Genomic DNA, 17089 nt, shown 5'->3' with positions numbered 1-17089 from the left:
AACTCCTTACTTCGATTTGTAATCTGCTGAATACGTATGGACAAATTCAGATACACGTCTTAATGTATCAGGCTTAACTTCCGGAAATACCCCGTGCCCTAAATTAAAGATATAGCTGTCTGACTGCAGCCCTTGATCTAAAATGCGTTTCAGACGTTCTTCAATTACTGCCCAAGGCGCAAGCAGAATCGCAGGATCCAGGTTGCCCTGTAATGTTTTAGTGATTCCTTTTTCACGTGCTTCTTCAATCTGAAGGCGCCAGTCAAGACCAACCACGTCAACCGGCAGCGCATTCCATTCTTCTATTAAGTGGCTTGCCCCGACACCGAATGTCGTTACCGGTACATTTTTTTCTTTAATGCCTGTAAAAATACGCTGCATATGAGGCGCAATGAATGTACGGTAATCTTCACGGTTAAGTGCACCGACCCATGAATCGAACACTTGAATCATCTTACAGCCCGCATCAATCTGAGCATGTGTATAGGTGATACACATGTCACTTAGCTTCTCCATCAGTAGATGCCAGCTTTCAGGCTGCTCATACATAAATGCCTTAGTCTTATTATAATTCTTTGACGGCCCGCCTTCTATCATATAGCTCGCAAGCGTAAACGGTGCACCTGTAAAACCGATCAAAGGGACATTCAACTGTTCAGTCGTCAGTAATTTTATCGTATCAAGGATATAAGGCACATCTTGTTCCGGGTTAATTTCCCCTAGTTTCTGAACGTCACTGATATGACGGATCGGATTGCCTATGACCGGACCGATGCCTGACTTAATTTCCACATCTACACCAAGTGCACCAAGTGGTGACATAATATCTTTGTATAGAATAGCCGCATCCGTATTGTACTGATCGACCGGCAGCTTCGTGACGTAGGCACATAGCTCTGGATCATGTGTAATCTCAAATAAAGAATGTGTTTCCTTGATTTTTCTGTACTCTGGCTGACTACGGCCAGCTTGACGCATGAACCAGACCGGCGTATGCGTTGTTTTCTCACCATACGCAGCCTTTAAAATTGTATCGTTGAACGGCTTCAAAGCTATTCCTCCTACTTAATAATGATTATAAATTATTTTAACACAACCATAATTAAGCCGCTCTCGAATATGCATTTGTCATAAAACTGACATAATACAAAATAATTGGGTAAGATATTAATAAAGGAGTGAATGAGATGTATACTTATTTAACACATGGTTCTGAATACTATATGCAGAGATTGATTGATAACAATAATGACCGGACATTAATGAAATATGCCGGTCAGGAAGATATTATCTTATATGAGGAAACTACAGAGAAATCTGTCTTCAGTTCTCCTGAATCATTCGAAGTCGTTGAAAGTGATGGTTCAATGACTGATGATGCGCCTTTGATGCTGCGTTACTTCCAAGTCAGCGATGAACGGAGAAAAGCAGCAGAGAGCAGGTTGACTGGAGAGAAGAACTTCGCTGAGTATGACGGCTACATAGCTTATCGTCTGCTCAGACCACTGCGCGGCCAGACATACTGTGTTGCTCTACAGTTTCAGGATGAAGACATGCTTGACGATTTCAGGAAAAGCTCGGTTTACCGCGAGCATTATGAAAATGCGGTACTTAAGCAGTATGAAACAGCAGATTTCATCTCTAATATTCATTTCACAAAACTACTGCGACCAATAACAGATTGAATTTTGAGCCATAAATCAAAATATGGCTCAATTTTTGTTGAATATTGAGCCATATTTTAAATCGATAGATGCATTAGTCTTTCAGCAATGTCATCTTCTTCTTTAGTTTGTTCATTACCTGCTGATTGGTCCACCACATGATTATAAAGAAGGCTGCCGCATAATAAAAATGACCCGGATAGAATGCCACGTAGATTAACGTAATGACAATCGCCGTAACGAGTGACAGCTGCCATAAAAACTGTCTGAAACCATCGATGACCAACTCTTCACGTACCGGCCAGACTTGCGGCCATAATTGATAAGCCTGCTGTTTATAGAACTGCGAGGACTGCAGCACAACAATATAAATAAGAAAAATACCGATGATCGCTGCGATAATAGGCTGCCGTACAAGCCAGATGATTAAGCCGCCAATCACGACTAACCTGATGATGATCCAGAAGGCATCTTTACTGCGGACAAAATTACGCTTGAACAGATAGAGAAACATGCTCTTTTGATTATATTTTCTGTCCGGCTGTTTAAGCAGGCCATCCAGGAAACGACGACGTCTGACATTGTCTTTCAGTCCTTTGACATCAGTAAACATATTAATCGTCTTATACTGCCGCTGCGTCAGCTCATGTTCATAATCGATTACTGTCTCCCAGTTAAATACATAATTCTTCGTAATATGATTCATCAAGTATAACAGACCCGCTAAAAAGGCCAGTTCACCAAGCGCTGTGAAATAAACACCTTCAAGTGAATTATAAATGCCCGCCATCAATATAAGAAACAACAGAATGTTGACAGCCATATTGCTCATACCAAGCTTCATCGCTGACCAGCGGACGAATAGACCGAGCTTCATCGCGACAAGCCCGAATACATAAGCGCATGCCATACCTATTGGATAGAAATGAGATCCTGCCTGATACAACGGAAATAATAATGCAAACAGTATAGTCCATATCACGGCCTGTTTTATAAATGCTGCCATAATGGACTTCTTCACATATGAGTTCAACTGCTTTTCGTATGCCAGCAGAAAGACTTGGTCCGCTTCCTTGAAATAAGTTCTGAGTGATGCAATCGCACTCACTGATAACAGTAAGGCAATGATAAAGTGGTAGTTAATACCGCGAGGCAGATGTTTAAGTAGATCGCTGTACTGCAGCATCAAAGCTCCAAATGCCACTGACAGAAACAATATGAAATGACCGTTAAAAATAAATCTGCTGTAGTGCAGCACTTCTTTTCTATTATCAGTCGACCGTTTATCAAACAGCGTCCGTGCATTAAACATTGACTTCACCTTGTGTCAGACGGATGTAGATATCATCAAGTGACTGACCTGGCATGTGAAGCTGATCCTGCAACTCATGCATATTTCCTTTAGCAACAAGTCTTCCCTGATGCATAATCAGAAAATAGTCACAATACTTCTCAGCCGTCGCTAAAATGTGAGTGCTCATCAGCACTGTCCGTCCATCTTCTCTTGCGCTGACCATCAGTTCAAGCATCGACTGAATTCCAAGCGGATCAAGCCCTAGAAACGGCTCATCAATAATATGTAGTTTCGGTCTGCTTAAAAAGGCGCAGATGATCATCACCTTCTGTTTCATCCCTTTAGAGAAGTTCTGAGGAAACTGCTTCAGTTTATCCTGCAATCTGAATATTTCAAGAAGCGGCATACTTCTCTCTCTCGCCTCGTCTTTAGAAAGTCCATAGGCCATCGCTGTCATGTCTATATGCTCTTCCAATGTCAGTTCATCATAAAGCACTGGTGATTCCGGAATGTAGGTTACTTGCTTTCGATAATCATAAGGTGATGTATTCAACGATAAGTCATCGATGAAAATTTCCCCTTCCATCGGTCTCAGCAGGCCAAGCATATGTTTTATCGTTGTGCTCTTACCGGCACCGTTCAACCCGATCAGACCGACAATCTGACCTTTCTGTAATGTGAAATTAATATCATGGACGACCGGCTGGTTACCATAACCACCGGTCAGCTGTTTTACTTCTACAGTCACACGCGCACCTCCACTTTTCTTTAATTCATATTGTATCAAATAACTTATCCATTCTCCTATCGAAATCAATTAAATGATATAATATCACTAAATGATTGGAGGGACTCATATGACAACATGTATTTTCTGCAAGATCATCAACGGTGAAATTCCAGCCTATAAAATTTACGAGGATGAGCATACACTTGCTTTTCTCGACATATCACAAGTATCAAAAGGTCATACTCTCGTCGTTCCGAAACAGCATAGTGACGATCTGCTCAGTACTGATACTGAAGTGCTGCAGCATACAATCACCACTGTCCGAAAAGTGGCACAACAGATTGATTCAGCATTAAAACCAGATGGTATTAATATCATCCAGAATAATCGGAGCTTCGCTGATCAAAGCGTTTTCCATCTGCATTTCCATATTATGCCTCGTTATCAGCATGAGATGGACGGATTCGGCTATCACTGGGAGACACATAACGTTGACCCGGCTGACATGACAGAACTTCTGAATAAGATTAACAATGGTTGATAATCTCGTTCTGGGGTATAACTAACAAAAATATTGGAGGAATTAACATGAAATTAAGAACCGTGCTATTCGGCTTTACGACAGGTGTTGCAACAGGCATCATCACAGGAATGATGAGATCGCCTCGTCCTCAGCATGAAGTTGAACAGAACTTCGTCTCAAATTCTTATGAAACAAAGTCATTACTTCATCAGCTGAAAATCGAAGCGACTGAAGTTAAAGATTATGTGATGAAAACAAAAAATGAAAGTCAGGCTGTCATGAAGACGATGGGCGATGAAGTAAAATCGATGATTGCCACGTATAAAAGTGATATTGACCCTAACATTACACACATTAAATCGAATGTTGAAAATGTGAAAAATCGCGCTGATGAAGTGAAACAAACGTTTTCAAAAAAATAATAGCTATGCTAAAATAATAATAAGTGAGTTTAAAAAGCATGATGCATAACATCATGCTTTTCTTTATATCAAGGAGGTCAGGCAATGAAAAGAGATCGCGCGACGATCGAGAAAATGTTATATACTCATAGAATTTCACAGCTAAGTAAAGCATTATGGAAAACTGTTGAGAAAGACTGGCAGAACTGGATCAAGCCGTATGATTTGAATATCAATGAACATCATATTCTCATCATCATCAGAAACCTTGAGAAAGCGACGATATCTGAAGTTTCACAGTATGGTGTCATGCACGTCTCTACTGTATTCAACTTTGCTAAAAACCTTGAAAAGCGCGGCTATTTAACGATGCCGAAGAGCGAATTTGATAAACGAAACACCTATTTAGAGCTGACACAAAAAGGCAAAGATGTGCTGTATGAGACTTATGTCGGCTACAATAGTATCGACAATCGGATTTACGATGCTGCTGAGGAATACAACGAATTCATGCTGTCCTTACCTCATTTTACTGATATTACTTTTATGGTCGGTCAGATTTATGGAAAAGATTTCATTGAACAGCTGAACAAGAGTCATGATGACCTGCTGAAAATTCTACTTGACGAAAATGATAGTGATAATGCATAATGCTAAAGATATGACTACATTTCTAATAAATAAGGAGTTTTTAACGTGTTATCATGCACAAAAAATTTCAATATTAAAACAACGTATGGTATTCAGAGAATCATCTTCATCTCAGCCATTGTCAGTACTGTTATTTTCCTGATATCATTTGAGATCTTTATATCGTTTGTCAGAGGACAGTTCAGCGATGCCAATTTTCTTTATTTTCTGTGCGCGCTCTTCCTCCTATATCCAGTTCATAAATTACTTCATTTATTAGCTTTTATCGGGGATACGAAATCATTTGTTATCCAGAAGATTACAAGAAACTCATGGCCGCCGCTTATCAATGTGCGGGTGAATCATCCAGTCAGCAAGTTTCATTTTATCATTGCGCTACTGTTACCATTTGTCATTATTACTACTTTAACCATTGCCGCTGCCATCGTTATGCCGGAATATGGGCACTATTTTTTATTTCTGTGTTCAGTGAATGTCGGCATCTCGTTTATTGACTTCATCTATTTGAAGTATATTTTTAATACACCTAGAGGTACTTTCATCGAAGAAAGACGTTACGGTCTTGAGTTACTCATTAAATGTGATGGGTAATTCTCATATCATTTTAATCAGTGAATGATACAGTAAATTGCAATCAATTATTTCAGTATGCTATATTGGGTGTACGTTTTCTAAAAAAGGAGAATTATAATGAATAAATTCAAAACGGCTGTACTACCTGCTGTACTATCTGTTTCAGTGCTTGGACTGGCAGCATGTGGCAACAACGAAGGCGAAACATTGATTACATCTAAAGCAGGCGATGTCAGCTCTGCAAATGTCATCGACCAGATGGGCAAAGACGAAGTGGCTCAGACAGCCTTTCAGATTCTCATGACAGATATACTGAAAGATAAATACGGTAAAAAAGTCGATGAAGATAAAATTAAAAAAGATGTCGACGCTGAAGTAAAGAAATACGGCGGTGAAAAACAGTTTGAATCCATTCTTCAGCAGCAGCAGGCCGGTATGACAATCAGTAAATACAAAGAATCACGTATTAACGATGCATATCAGACAGAACTGATGAAAGATACTGTCAAAGTATCGGACAATGAAGTGAAAAAGAACGCAAAAAAAGGCTCACATATTTTAATCAAAATTAAATCTGAAACAGATCCATCAGGCCTGACGGCTACAAAAGCGAAAGAAAAAGCAGAGAATGTACTAAAAGAAGTTAAAGCAAATCCTGATGATTTCGCAAAAATCGCTAAGAAAGAATCCGGTGACACTGGTTCTAAAGCAAACGGCGGATCACTCGGTTATGTCGTTAAAGGACAGACTGTAGAAGCATTCGAAAAAGCACTGTTCAAACTTGATGAAAATGAAATCTCCGGTCTTGTTAAATCCGACTACGGTTATCACATCATTAAAGCAGACAAGCAGGATGACTTCAATAAGCAAAAAGACAGCTTAAAAGAAAAAGTACGTCAAGCGAAAATCCAGGAAAATCCTAAGTTGATGATTGACGCTTACAAAAAGCTGCTTAAAGACTATGATGTTGACTATAAAGATAAAGATATCAAAAAAGTAGTGGATGAGCAGATTCTTACAACGCAAGGAGCTCAGCAGTAACAGCTAAAAAGCACAGCCGAATATTCGGCTGTGCTTTTTTGTCTGAGATCAATATATGTTGGGTCAGTCCAGCGATTCCGGCTTATAGAACTGTCTGTTCTCAAGCGCGAATATACGTTCTGTGAACTGTCCTTTGTCCACTTTTTTCAGATGTTTATCAAACATCTGCATACGGGCATCGATGTTATCAATAAAGTGCAGAATCTCAGCTTCTTTGATCATCGGCAGCTTAGGTGAGCCGTATTCATACTTGCCGTGATGTGATAGTACTAAATGTCTGAGCAGAAGAATTTCTTCCCCTTCAATGTTATGTTCCTTCGCTATCTCTGCAATCTCATCACTCATAATTGAGATGTGTCCCAGCAAATTTCCTTCTACTGTATAACTTGTCGCGACAGGTCCGGATAATTCCTTCACTTTCCCCATGTCATGCAGTATCACTCCAGAATACAGCAGACTGCGGTTCAGTGAGGGATAGATGTTACATAACGCTTCAGCCTGTCTCAGCATAGTCACTACATGATACATCAGTCCTGACACAAAGTTATGATGGTTCGAGCTTGCTGCAGGATAAGTCATGAATTCCTGCTGATACTTCTTCAGCAATAGACGCGTCACACGCTGCAAGTTCGCATTGCTGATATCCATCACATAAGTCATCAGCTGATCAGTCATGTCGTCAGCTGTTACAGGTGCTGATTCAAGGAAGTTCTCAAGTCTCACACCATCTTCCGGTACTGCAAGGCGGCAGTGATTAATTTTCATCTGCGTTCTGCCGCGATAATCAATGACGTCTCCTTTCACACGGATCAGTGTCTCAGGAACAAGTCTTTTCATATCTTCTTCTGTGACTGTCCACATTTTTGCTTCTATATCGCCGCTCTTATCTTTAAGATAGAGCGTCAAGTAAGGTTTCCCCTGCCCTGTCACTCCTTGAACTGCCCGGTGAATCATGAAAAAAGCATCAACGGATTCACCTGGCTTCAAAGTCTCTATTGTTCTCATTATTTAGTCTCCTTGTCATGACGCTCAAGTACAAGCGTATTTTTACTAGGTATATTCGCTGAACGGTTTGGCGTAAAGTAGAGAACCTGGTTGTTTTCATTCTTCATTAAATACTCCGTAATAAAATCTTTTCGCTGCTTATCAAAATGAACAAACGCATCGTCAATGATGATCGGCAATGGATATAGCTGATGTAGATGTTGAATCAGACTGAGGCGCATAGTAATATACAGCAGTTCCTTAGTCGACTGTGATAATTCTGTCGGATGATACACTTGTCCATCTTTATGTTTGACCACAAGTTCTGATTCATACATGACAGCAATATATCTACCTTCTGTCAGTGTACTAAAAATCTGTGATGCTTCACCAATGATATGCGGTATTCTTTGTTCTTTAACTTTTTGACGGTGTACTGAAATCAATTTTTCAATATAACTGAGTGCACCATGTGCTTTAGCCATTCTGTTGACAATCTGTCTTTCAATTTCATAACGATAATTCAGTTCTGATAATGTCGTATCATGTTCTAGCGCATGCATCGCCTGCTCTGTCTGATGCAGCTCAAACTGTTCTGACTGAAGAGCGTTTTTAAGCTGGTTGAGCTGATTGCTAAGTTCTGCTTCTGCTATTCTTAAGTCTTCAGCAGACGTATAAGCAAGCTCTGTATTTACTTCATAAGTAAAATTCTCATCTTCAAGTTTCCGGCTGAGCAACTGATGACGTTCGAAATTATTCTTATACTGAGTGTAGTTATTATAACGCGTGTAATAAGCAGCTTCATCAGTTGCACCTGCGTCACTGAACAGCTGCATCGTTTCATTGTTCATTTCTTCGGCTGATTTTTTAACGGCAGCCAGTTCCCGTTCACTGAGTGCCAGCTGCTCTGTCAGACGCAGCTGCTGCACGCGTTTCTTATCCTCAGATTTGACTAGCGTGTTCAGTTCCTGAAAAACAAGCGTTAAGTGTTCAATGTCCCATTTATGATCAAAGTGGCTCAGCTGTTCATTAAACTTCTCGAGTGCTGATTGTTCAGCTGAATACTGTTCTTTCAGCTGAGCAATAGTAGCTGACAGCTGCTGCATTTTATCAATTGTTCGGTAAGCGTGATGCAGCAGACTGTCTTCAAAGTCTGCTGGCAGATGCAGCTGTTCTTTAGTCTGTATTAATTCCTTACCGATTGAAGTGAATTCATCCTTTTTCTTCTCAATTCTTGACTGCAGTTGCTGCTCTTTTCGTCCATGAGCCTCTAGTTCTCTCGACAAGACCGTCATTCTTTCTCTGAATTCCTGCTGCTCAGCCAGCTTAAAAGATTTGTCCAGTCGGCCGGATAGCGCTGTAATAGACTGTTCAAGGCTATTAATCTCATCTTCCATAATCATACCATGATGATTAAGTGAGGGTTTATTCATCAGAAGAAGTATAATCATCACAATAGGAATAGCAAGCAGAGCTATAGCTGGAATAACAAGAGCACTGAAGAAAAAATATATGGCTGCGATAAGAGCTGCAGTGCCGAGCACACTATAAACGATATTTAACCGTTTCCTTCTCGTTTCTTCGATGAGTGCCTGTTTCTTCTGTTCGCTATTTAGTTTGTTATATAATTCAGTCTTTTGTGCGAGCTCATCTTTTTGAGCAGTCAGCTGAATGCCGTCGTTGTACTGATCATCAGAAACGATATGAAGGATCAGTTCCAATCGCTCGTTCTCTGTGAGCGTTTCTTCTGACTTTGCCTGCTCAAGCTCACGATTCAGCTGGTCCAGCTGTGAGACGAGCCGTTCTTTTTCTGCGACATTATATACAACCTGTTCTTTCAATTGGCTGCTAAGAGGAACATCATAATAATCAGTCCAGCCGATATCTGATTGCATGGCATGCAATGCAGCCTGTTTATCCAGTATCTCGCGGTCAAGTGTCTTCAGCGTCTTCTCATGCTGTTTGATGACCGGTTCTTCTTTAAGCAGCTGCTGAGCCGCCTCGTATGCATGATCCGGCATCAGTTCTATGCCGGTCATTTCTTTTGTCAGACTCTCCACCTTTTCAGCACGGAGCATAATATCCCGGTCAGTATTATAACTCTGACGTTTCAGTGATTCAAACCGTTCGATGCCATTATCCGGGAAAGTGATCGGTTCAATATTCAATTGATGTTCAAGCTGTTTCCACTCTTTCATATCGGCATGGAACATCATTTCCTTCTGCTTTCTCTGCTGTATGACAGATAGCTGTTCAATATGGGAATTCAACAGATCAATCTTCCCTCTCAGCTGATAAGCACGGCTTTCATGAATGTCATATTGCTCAAGCTTACTCTCTTCATCTCTGATCTGTATCTCAAGGTTCGTCAGCTCAAGCACATGATCATACAGCTCTCCCGATTCATGATTGTCACTGATTAAATGTGTTTTTTCTTCCTCCAGTTTCTCCTCAAGACTAGCGTATTCAGTAGAACCAAATACCCCTGCCTGCAGCAAATAGTTCTGCAGTTTCTTCTCAGTCAGCTGATGGACGTGCTGCAAGCGTAACACATCGAATGAAAATATTTGTCTATATGTATCTTTCGTAATAAAGTTCAGTTTTTGACTTAACCATGCTTCATCTTTCAGCAGGTCATTGAACCTCACTGTCAGTTCTTCCATGCCATTACGGTACACCCGTTCTATGAACATATCATCTCCACCCACTTCAAGCAGCAGACTACCGCCATATGTCGTAGAAAATCTCGGCATCAACCGCGGTTCATCACCTGCCTCGGGAAATCCGAATAAAATCGAATGAATAAACAGCTGCATTGTTGATTTACCAGTTTCATTCTCACCGAAAATTTGAGTGAATGACCGGTCCAGATTATATGTCCTTTGCTGTAATCTACCGTAACCATATATTTCAAGTGATTTTATCTTCATCCGTCATCCCTCATTCGCCCTTTGATCCGTCTCTCACCGATGTCAAGAAGCTCTTTCTTATCGAATGTTTCGAAATTATCCAGAAATCTGCTGAACGTCTGATCATGATATAACGGACTTAGTGCTTCACTGTATAATCGCTCATCATTAAGAGAATCACTGTCAAATTCCTGGTTAAGTGTCGTTACATCATGCTGCTGAGAGAGTGTAAGCTGATCTATCCAGATGAAGTTCTGCTCATGTGTCTCATACTGCTGCACGAGTGTCAGCAGCTCTTCAAGCATACTTTGATTGATCAATTGCTCACTATCGTTAACGAGTCTAACCTGGTAGATACATTTACCATACTTTCTCTGTTCATTCTTGAAATCAGTCAAATCTTGATAGATGGCATTCTTGCCCGTATCCGTCAATGTCAGCTCTGCTTTCTCAAAGCGAATATATTGCGTCGGCACGAAGACGACATCCATCGATACATGATCACCTTCTACAAGCAGATAACCTTTCTTACCTAATTCTCCAATATTAGAACCTTGAATATTGCCAGGATAATGAATGTGAGGGAGTTCACTGATCAGCCGGCGCTCATGAATATGACCTAATGCCCAGTAGTGATAGAGCTTTTCGTTCAGTTCCTCCTGACTGAATTCAGTGAGCGGGTTTTCAGTCTGATGCTTGACGAATGTACCGTGCAGCATTCCAATATGTATACTTGAATCCACCTGATTAGTCGGATATTGTTCAAGTTTATTTTCATAACTTGTATGTTCCTTGTAGCTGAAGCCATGAATATAGACGACATTTCCTTCTTTAGTGATAAACTCATATGTTTCAACCTGCTCACCAAACACAACGACATTAGCAGGCCATTTAATACGCGAATATTTCATGTTATCCGCTTCGCCCCGGATGATATAGACGAATATATGAGCATCCTGCAGTCGTTCAAACTGCTCTTTTAAAAACACCATCGTCCATAATGACTGATTTCTAGAATCAAACATGTCACCTGCTATCAGAATGAAATCAACTTTCAGATTAATAGCATCTGTTACAAGCCGTCTGAAACTTTCGAAACTGGATTTGCGTATGTCTCCCATAATAGCGTCTGATACGTAGTGATTCAATTTGAATGGTGCATCAAGATGTAAATCAGCACAGTGGATAAATTTGATCATAAGCATCCCTCACTTCTAGTATTCAATTTATTTTACAACAAAAACTAGGTCAGTTGTATGCATACCAGAAAAAAGGTCTATATTCATTGAATGATGACAAAAAAATGTTCCTTCATCTCTATCGATGAAGGAACATTTCTTACTGAACGAGCGTCATGCCATTATAGAGCCGTTCTAACTTTTTGATTTTCTCTGTCGTGTAATGCTCGTATGAATTGTTATAGCTCTTCGGATCTTTCGGGTTCAAGTAATTTTCAATTTTCCCCGTTTCGGGGTGAATCAATTTACTTGAAGCACCACAGCCAAGTCCTAGAATAGTCTGAACTTCTTCCATAATCAGGATATTGTAAAGAGAGTATTCTTCGTGGGTAGCGTAGCCAATATTTTCAAGATTACCGAGAATGTTTTTCTGGCGGTATAGATAATAAGGAACATAACCATTGTCTCTGGCATATGTTTTCGTCATATTCATCATCGTCATAATTTCTTCTCGGTCAGCTACCGGATACTTTGATTTATTACGCGTCATCTCACTTGCTCGTTTGAAGCTCAGAGTATGAACGGTCAGTGATTCTGGTTTCAATTGATCCACTTCAGCAAGTGAATGTCTGACATGTGTACGGTCTTCATTCGGCAGACCTATAATCAGATCCATATTGATATTATTCATGTGATGCTGTCGTGCAAGCTTGAATTTATCCACTGTCTCAGCCACAGAATGATGTCTGCCGATTGCTTTCAATGTTTCGTCAGTGAAACTCTGCGGATTGATGCTGATACGGTCGATATTAAAGTCATTCAGTACTTTCAATGTTTCATGGTCTATCGTATCCGGACGTCCTGCTTCAACAGTGACTTCACGTACTGCTGACATATCGAACGAACGATAGCATTCATCAAGTAACAGCTTTAAATCTTCAGGAGTAATAGAAGTCGGTGTTCCGCCGCCGAAATAGATGGAAGTGACTTTAATATCATTCCTTTTCAGCCATTCTCCAGTCTCCTTGATTTCGTGCAGTAGACCGACAAGAAACTCGGGAACATCGTTTTTATGGACGAGTATGCTGTAAGCAGGAAATGTGCAGTAAGCACATTTTGTCGGACAGAACGGAATACCGATATAGACACTGACTTCACGCTTCAAGTCATACAGGTCAGGTATTGCTTCGTTCTGAATACGGACAATGTCCTGCATCAAGTCAAGCTTCTCCCGGCTGATCAAATAATCTGCTGACAACCGTTCACAGATGGCTTCATGGTCAAGACCCTGTCTGTACAGCCGATGATAGAGCTTAGTAGGACGTATTCCGGTCAGCGTCCCCCAGCTCTGTGTGATGCCTGTGTGCTCTGTCAGCATAGTAACAAGTGTCTTCGCCATCGCCTGCTTAACAGACTTCTTATCGGTCTCCTGCCGTTCTGCGGCTGCATGATAAGTTCTGCCATTAAGTGTCAATGTCGCTTGCACAGCCGTTGAGACATTTGTTGTAACATCAAACGTCAGCTGGTTATCTCCTGTCCCAATGAGTAATATAGCATCTTCAAAATATAGATTGAAGATGTTTTTGATGAACAGCAGCTGTGGTTCAAGTTCCGGATGATTTACATATATCTTCATCTTATAACCTCTTAAAAAAAATAAACGAAATGTCGATTTCGTTTATTTTCACTTTATTATTGTTCTGTTGCGGCGTCGTTTACACCGTATAAATCCTGTAATGGTTTCATAATGATACGATTTAAATCCTCGATAATCTGACTCATACGCTGCTCAGCCTGCATTAATTTAGCAATATTTTCATCCTGCTCAATTTTAGCAGCTACATTGTTTGCACTTGCGATATCTTCTTCAGTGATTTCCTGACCAGACATCTGTTTCTCCTGTAAAGTCAGCTGGATGTTTCTGAACTCATTGAACAGCTTTTTCGATTCAGGATTATTATTGATTGCCTCAAAGTAAGTTTTTACTGCAGTGTATTCGTCACTTTGACGTAATGCACTTTCGAGACGATTTGCTTCATCATAAATATTAACTGTCATTTTGAATAGCTCCTTTAAATAATATCTGATAATAATGTACCATAATTCAATGGATTAACCAATGAATAGCCATACAGCTACAGTGACAAAAAAAGCAAACGACTGGTCGTCTGCTTAAGCATTGATTAACTGGTCAGACACTCTTCTATTGAAGAAAGTATCTGCTTCACGTTCTTTGTTTGAACCAAATAATGGTTGGTTTGCTGAATCGATGACACGGTATAGGTTAGAAATTTTATTGAATTGCAGAGTGTAACCCGCTTCTTTCTGCTTCGTCTCCCACCATAGTTCATCAAGGTTTTCATTCTTTGGGTAAGCACAGGCGCCGCGTGAAATCACTTGAATAACTTCGAGTGGATCTCCGCCAAGCGTTGTCTGTAACACTTCTGAGTCTCTGAATAATGCACATAACGATACACAAGTTGTCCAGTTAGGCAGCACACGCTCTTTTTCAATTTGAACTAACGTCTTTTTAGACAAACCGATCGTCTGAGCCATTGTATCCTGAGTATAGCCAGCTTCTATACGGACCATTTTAAATTTTGTCTGTAATAAATCTGTGAAGTTTTGTTTATCCATTATATACGACCTTTCATCTATATATTTATGCTCTAATATATGTTCAGTGCATGAAATTGAAATAATACACATCTATTTAAGACACATTTACCATCTTAATATAATTTACAGCAAATTAAAAGAGGAAAAACTCGAAGTTTTCCCTCTGTCGCAAAATTGTCACTTAATGAGCGGCTGTACGATTTAATTTTCTTTTTTCACGTTCTGAAATAATGACAGCACATGCTGCATCGCCTGTAATGTTCACTGCAGTACGTGACATATCAAGTAGACGGTCAATTCCTAGGATGATACCAATAGCAGCTGGATTTAGTCCCACGGCTGTCAGCACCATCGCCAGCATCACTAGTCCGACACCAGGAACTCCTGCTGTACCGATAGATGCAACGACAGCGATAATGACTACTGTTACAAGCTGCATGAACGTGAGGTCCACACCAGAAATCTGAGCGATAAATATTGTGGCGACCCCTTGCATGATTGCTGTACCATCCATATTGATCGTTGCACCGAGCGGTTGGACGAAAGAAGAGATTTCCTTACGTACACCAAGGTTATCCTGTGCACACTCCAAAGAAATAGGCAGTGTCGCATTTGAACTTGAAGAACTGAAACCGACCGTCATCGCTGGAGCAAATCCCTTAAAGAACCAGACCGGACTTTTACCGGCAAGCAATTTGACAGCTCCTCCGTAGACAACTACCATATGAATCAGTAATGCAAGCAGTACTATAAAGAAGTACATGAATAATTGTTTTATGGCGCCGAATCCGGCATTGGTAAATGCTGTAGCAACAAGGCCGAACGTTCCAAATGGAGCGAAATATTTCATGATCATCATAACAATGTGCATCAATATTTCATTGACCTGCTCGAAGAATGTCTTGACCACTGCGACCTTATCACCAAGAGCAATCATTCCGACACCGATAAATATTGCAAATGTAATGACCTGCAGCACATTCGTTGTAGCCATTGCCTGAATAGGATTTTTCGGGAAGAGATTGATAAGCGTCTGATCAAAAGTTTGTTCCGTCGCCATTCCCTGCTCCTCTGCTTCTTTCGCCTTCGCTTTCTGCTCCTGCTCATACTGCTTGACGTCATTGCTCTGCAGCAGATCTGTCTTTCCTTCTCCCGGCTTAAACACTGATGCCAGTACCATCGCAATAATGATAGCAAGCGCTGTAGTTGTCAGGAAGAACAGCAGCGTTTTAAGTCCAATGTTTCCAAGGAGTTTCGGGTCACCGACACCGACAACGCCCAGTACAATAGAAACAAATACAATCGGTACGACAAGCATAAAGATAAGATTAAGAAAAACCTGTCCAAGAACATTGAAGACATATTGATTGATGCCTTTAACCCAGTCTGCCTCGGCAAAAAGATTAAAAATAGAACCAACAGCTATACCTAATATTAATGCTATGATGATTCTAACAGTCATATTATTTTTTATTTTCATAGTCCACCTCTTTTTAAATATTCTGACAACTTATTATAATTATAAAGTAAATATTATTATTATACAATAACTTTTATAGTAGAAATGAATGTACTATTAATAATATTTACTAGATATTTCTATGATAATACTTCATAATAAGACAGTATTAAACGTAAAGGATGCGATTATAGTGCATATTAAAGATAAGCTGGAGCAGGCGAAAAAAGGCGCACGCCTCAGTATCTTAATGTATATTATTTTGACATTGACTAAATTACTTTTCGGTTGGATAAACGGCTCTCAGGCACTCGTTGCCGATGGACTGAACAATGCGACAGATGTCATTTCATCCATCGCTCTGCTCATCGGACTATCAATCTCTATGAAACCAGCTGATTCCAACCATAACTATGGTCACTACCGCTCTGAATTCATCGCATCACTCACAGCGTCATTTATTATGTTCGCCGTATCAGTTCAAGTCATTGTGCACGGCGTCACAAATTTCTTCAAAGGAGACTATTCAACTCCTACGATTGAAGCAGCAGTAGTTGCTATTCTGTCAGCTATCATTATGTTCGGCGTGTATTTCTACAACCGCAATCTCGCAAAGAAAGTCGATTCAAGTGCCCTGAAAGCAGCAGCTTATGACAACTTATCCGACGCTTTAGTCAGCATCGGGACATTCATTGGCATCATGGGTGTCTATGTCGGAATTCCGATGCTCGATACCATCGCGGCCATTGTTGTCGGTTTTATCATCATGAAAACAGCAATCGATATTTTCAGAGATACTGCTATTACGTTGACTGATGGCTTTGAAGTTGAGACTTTAGAGAAGATGAAAAATCTTGTGTCATCGATACCAGGAGTTATACAGGTAATGGATCTTAAAGGACGGAATCACGGCGTTATTTCTTTTGTGGATGTTACTGTTACTGTACAGCCTACTCTTTCTGTCAAGGAAAGCCATGATATTGCTGAACAGATTGAACAGCAGATGAAAGAAAAATTCGGGTCTGTTGAAACGATTGTTCATATAGAACCTGAAGATATCTAA

General features: G+C 40.3%; 17 protein-coding genes. 7 read left to right on the top strand and 10 right to left on the bottom strand.

Features of this window, described 5'->3' with window-relative positions; all coding sequences use genetic code 11:
* Positions 1–6: 6 nt before the first annotated feature.
* Positions 7–1050, bottom strand: coding sequence for a uroporphyrinogen decarboxylase (hemE, locus tag ERX29_RS08510; protein ID WP_424960634.1), 1044 nt, complete (start codon positions 1048–1050; stop codon positions 7–9).
* Between the two features lie 137 nt (positions 1051–1187).
* Here hemE and ERX29_RS08505 point away from each other — a divergent pair, with 137 nt between their 5' ends.
* Positions 1188–1685, top strand: a complete 498-nt coding sequence (locus ERX29_RS08505; RefSeq protein ID WP_133444269.1) for an antibiotic biosynthesis monooxygenase — start codon at positions 1188–1190, stop codon at positions 1683–1685.
* Positions 1686–1758: 73 nt separating this feature from the next.
* On the opposite strand, the gene ERX29_RS08500 is transcribed toward ERX29_RS08505, so the two are convergent.
* Positions 1759–2976: an ABC transporter permease gene (locus ERX29_RS08500; protein WP_133444268.1), complete on the bottom strand. Its 1218-nt coding sequence runs from the start codon at positions 2974–2976 to the stop codon at positions 1759–1761.
* On the bottom strand, positions 2969–3706 hold the full coding sequence (locus tag ERX29_RS08495) for an ABC transporter ATP-binding protein (protein WP_133444267.1): 738 nt from the start codon (positions 3704–3706) through the stop codon (positions 2969–2971). Before ERX29_RS08495 ends, ERX29_RS08500 begins: the two co-directional genes overlap by 8 nt.
* Before the next feature lie 109 nt (positions 3707–3815).
* On the opposite strand from ERX29_RS08495, the gene ERX29_RS08490 reads away from it, so the two are divergent.
* The 5 genes from ERX29_RS08490 (at position 3816) to ERX29_RS08470 (ending at position 6877) form a co-directional block, all read left to right on the top strand.
* Positions 3816–4229 (top strand): HIT family protein, encoded by a 414-nt coding sequence (locus ERX29_RS08490; protein WP_133444266.1) that lies wholly within the window; start codon positions 3816–3818, stop codon positions 4227–4229.
* A gap of 47 nt (positions 4230–4276) precedes the next feature.
* Positions 4277–4633: a YtxH domain-containing protein gene (locus ERX29_RS08485; protein WP_133444265.1), complete on the top strand. Its 357-nt coding sequence runs from the start codon at positions 4277–4279 to the stop codon at positions 4631–4633.
* An 84-nt stretch (positions 4634–4717) separates the two neighbouring features.
* Positions 4718–5263, top strand: coding sequence for an HTH-type transcriptional regulator Hpr (locus tag ERX29_RS08480; protein WP_133444264.1), 546 nt, complete (start codon positions 4718–4720; stop codon positions 5261–5263).
* Positions 5264–5308: 45 nt separating this feature from the next.
* The gene (locus ERX29_RS08475; protein WP_133444263.1) at positions 5309–5854 is read left to right on the top strand and encodes a DUF3267 domain-containing protein; all 546 of its coding nucleotides are present in this window, start codon (positions 5309–5311) and stop codon (positions 5852–5854) included.
* 99 nt (positions 5855–5953) lie between these two features.
* Entirely contained in the window at positions 5954–6877 is a 924-nt protein-coding gene (locus tag ERX29_RS08470) for a foldase protein PrsA (protein ID WP_133444262.1), read from the top strand.
* A 63-nt stretch (positions 6878–6940) separates the two neighbouring features.
* On the opposite strand, the gene yhaM is transcribed toward ERX29_RS08470, so the two are convergent.
* From yhaM to ERX29_RS08435, 7 genes are all read right to left on the bottom strand, one after another.
* A complete protein-coding gene (gene yhaM, locus ERX29_RS08465; RefSeq protein WP_133444261.1) occupies positions 6941–7882 on the bottom strand; it encodes a 3'-5' exoribonuclease YhaM in 942 nt (313 codons plus the stop codon).
* On the bottom strand, positions 7882–10791 hold the full coding sequence (locus ERX29_RS08460) for an AAA family ATPase (protein WP_133444260.1): 2910 nt from the start codon (positions 10789–10791) through the stop codon (positions 7882–7884). The genes yhaM and ERX29_RS08460 overlap by 1 nt, the downstream gene beginning before the upstream one ends.
* Positions 10788–11969 (bottom strand): metallophosphoesterase family protein, encoded by a 1182-nt coding sequence (locus tag ERX29_RS08455; protein ID WP_165981117.1) that lies wholly within the window; start codon positions 11967–11969, stop codon positions 10788–10790. The genes ERX29_RS08460 and ERX29_RS08455 overlap by 4 nt, the downstream gene beginning before the upstream one ends.
* A 139-nt stretch (positions 11970–12108) precedes the next feature.
* Entirely contained in the window at positions 12109–13584 is a 1476-nt protein-coding gene (locus tag ERX29_RS08450) for a coproporphyrinogen III oxidase (protein ID WP_133444258.1), read from the bottom strand.
* A 56-nt stretch (positions 13585–13640) separates the two neighbouring features.
* Positions 13641–14006, bottom strand: a complete 366-nt coding sequence (locus ERX29_RS08445; protein ID WP_133444257.1) for a YlbF/YmcA family competence regulator — start codon at positions 14004–14006, stop codon at positions 13641–13643.
* Positions 14007–14120: 114 nt separating this feature from the next.
* On the bottom strand, positions 14121–14585 hold the full coding sequence (xdrA, locus tag ERX29_RS08440) for an XRE family transcriptional regulator XdrA (protein WP_133444256.1): 465 nt from the start codon (positions 14583–14585) through the stop codon (positions 14121–14123).
* Positions 14586–14748: 163 nt separating this feature from the next.
* On the bottom strand, positions 14749–16047 hold the full coding sequence (locus tag ERX29_RS08435) for a dicarboxylate/amino acid:cation symporter (RefSeq protein ID WP_133444255.1): 1299 nt from the start codon (positions 16045–16047) through the stop codon (positions 14749–14751).
* Between the two features lie 172 nt (positions 16048–16219).
* Here ERX29_RS08435 and ERX29_RS08430 point away from each other — a divergent pair, with 172 nt between their 5' ends.
* Entirely contained in the window at positions 16220–17089 is an 870-nt protein-coding gene (locus tag ERX29_RS08430; RefSeq protein WP_133444254.1) for a cation diffusion facilitator family transporter, read from the top strand.

Source organism: Macrococcus lamae, from assembly GCF_004359545.1.
GTDB classification, from domain to species: Bacteria; Bacillota; Bacilli; order Staphylococcales; family Staphylococcaceae; genus Macrococcus; species Macrococcus lamae.
Note: the sequence above shows the minus strand (reverse complement) of the source record. Positions and strands in the feature narration are given on the sequence as shown.

Bases quoted from the DNA above. Each gene is read 5' to 3' on its own strand.
- ERX29_RS08500 (WP_133444268.1), bottom strand. From the start codon at position 2,976: ATGTTTAATGCACGGACGCTGTTTGATAAACGGTCGACTGATAATAGA.
- ERX29_RS08470 (WP_133444262.1), top strand. From the start codon at position 5,954: ATGAATAAATTCAAAACGGCTGTACTACCTGCTGTACTATCTGTTTCA.
- ERX29_RS08480 (WP_133444264.1), top strand. From the start codon at position 4,718: ATGAAAAGAGATCGCGCGACGATCGAGAAAATGTTATATACTCATAGA.
- ERX29_RS08435 (WP_133444255.1), bottom strand. From the start codon at position 16,047: ATGAAAATAAAAAATAATATGACTGTTAGAATCATCATAGCATTAATA.
- ERX29_RS08505 (WP_133444269.1), top strand. From the start codon at position 1,188: ATGTATACTTATTTAACACATGGTTCTGAATACTATATGCAGAGATTG.
- yhaM (WP_133444261.1), bottom strand. From the start codon at position 7,882: ATGAGAACAATAGAGACTTTGAAGCCAGGTGAATCCGTTGATGCTTTT.
- ERX29_RS08445 (WP_133444257.1), bottom strand. From the start codon at position 14,006: ATGACAGTTAATATTTATGATGAAGCAAATCGTCTCGAAAGTGCATTA.
- ERX29_RS08460 (WP_133444260.1), bottom strand. From the start codon at position 10,791: ATGAAGATAAAATCACTTGAAATATATGGTTACGGTAGATTACAGCAA.
- ERX29_RS08485 (WP_133444265.1), top strand. From the start codon at position 4,277: ATGAAATTAAGAACCGTGCTATTCGGCTTTACGACAGGTGTTGCAACA.
- ERX29_RS08450 (WP_133444258.1), bottom strand. From the start codon at position 13,584: ATGAAGATATATGTAAATCATCCGGAACTTGAACCACAGCTGCTGTTC.
- xdrA (WP_133444256.1), bottom strand. From the start codon at position 14,585: ATGGATAAACAAAACTTCACAGATTTATTACAGACAAAATTTAAAATG.
- ERX29_RS08455 (WP_165981117.1), bottom strand. From the start codon at position 11,969: ATGATCAAATTTATCCACTGTGCTGATTTACATCTTGATGCACCATTC.
- ERX29_RS08490 (WP_133444266.1), top strand. From the start codon at position 3,816: ATGACAACATGTATTTTCTGCAAGATCATCAACGGTGAAATTCCAGCC.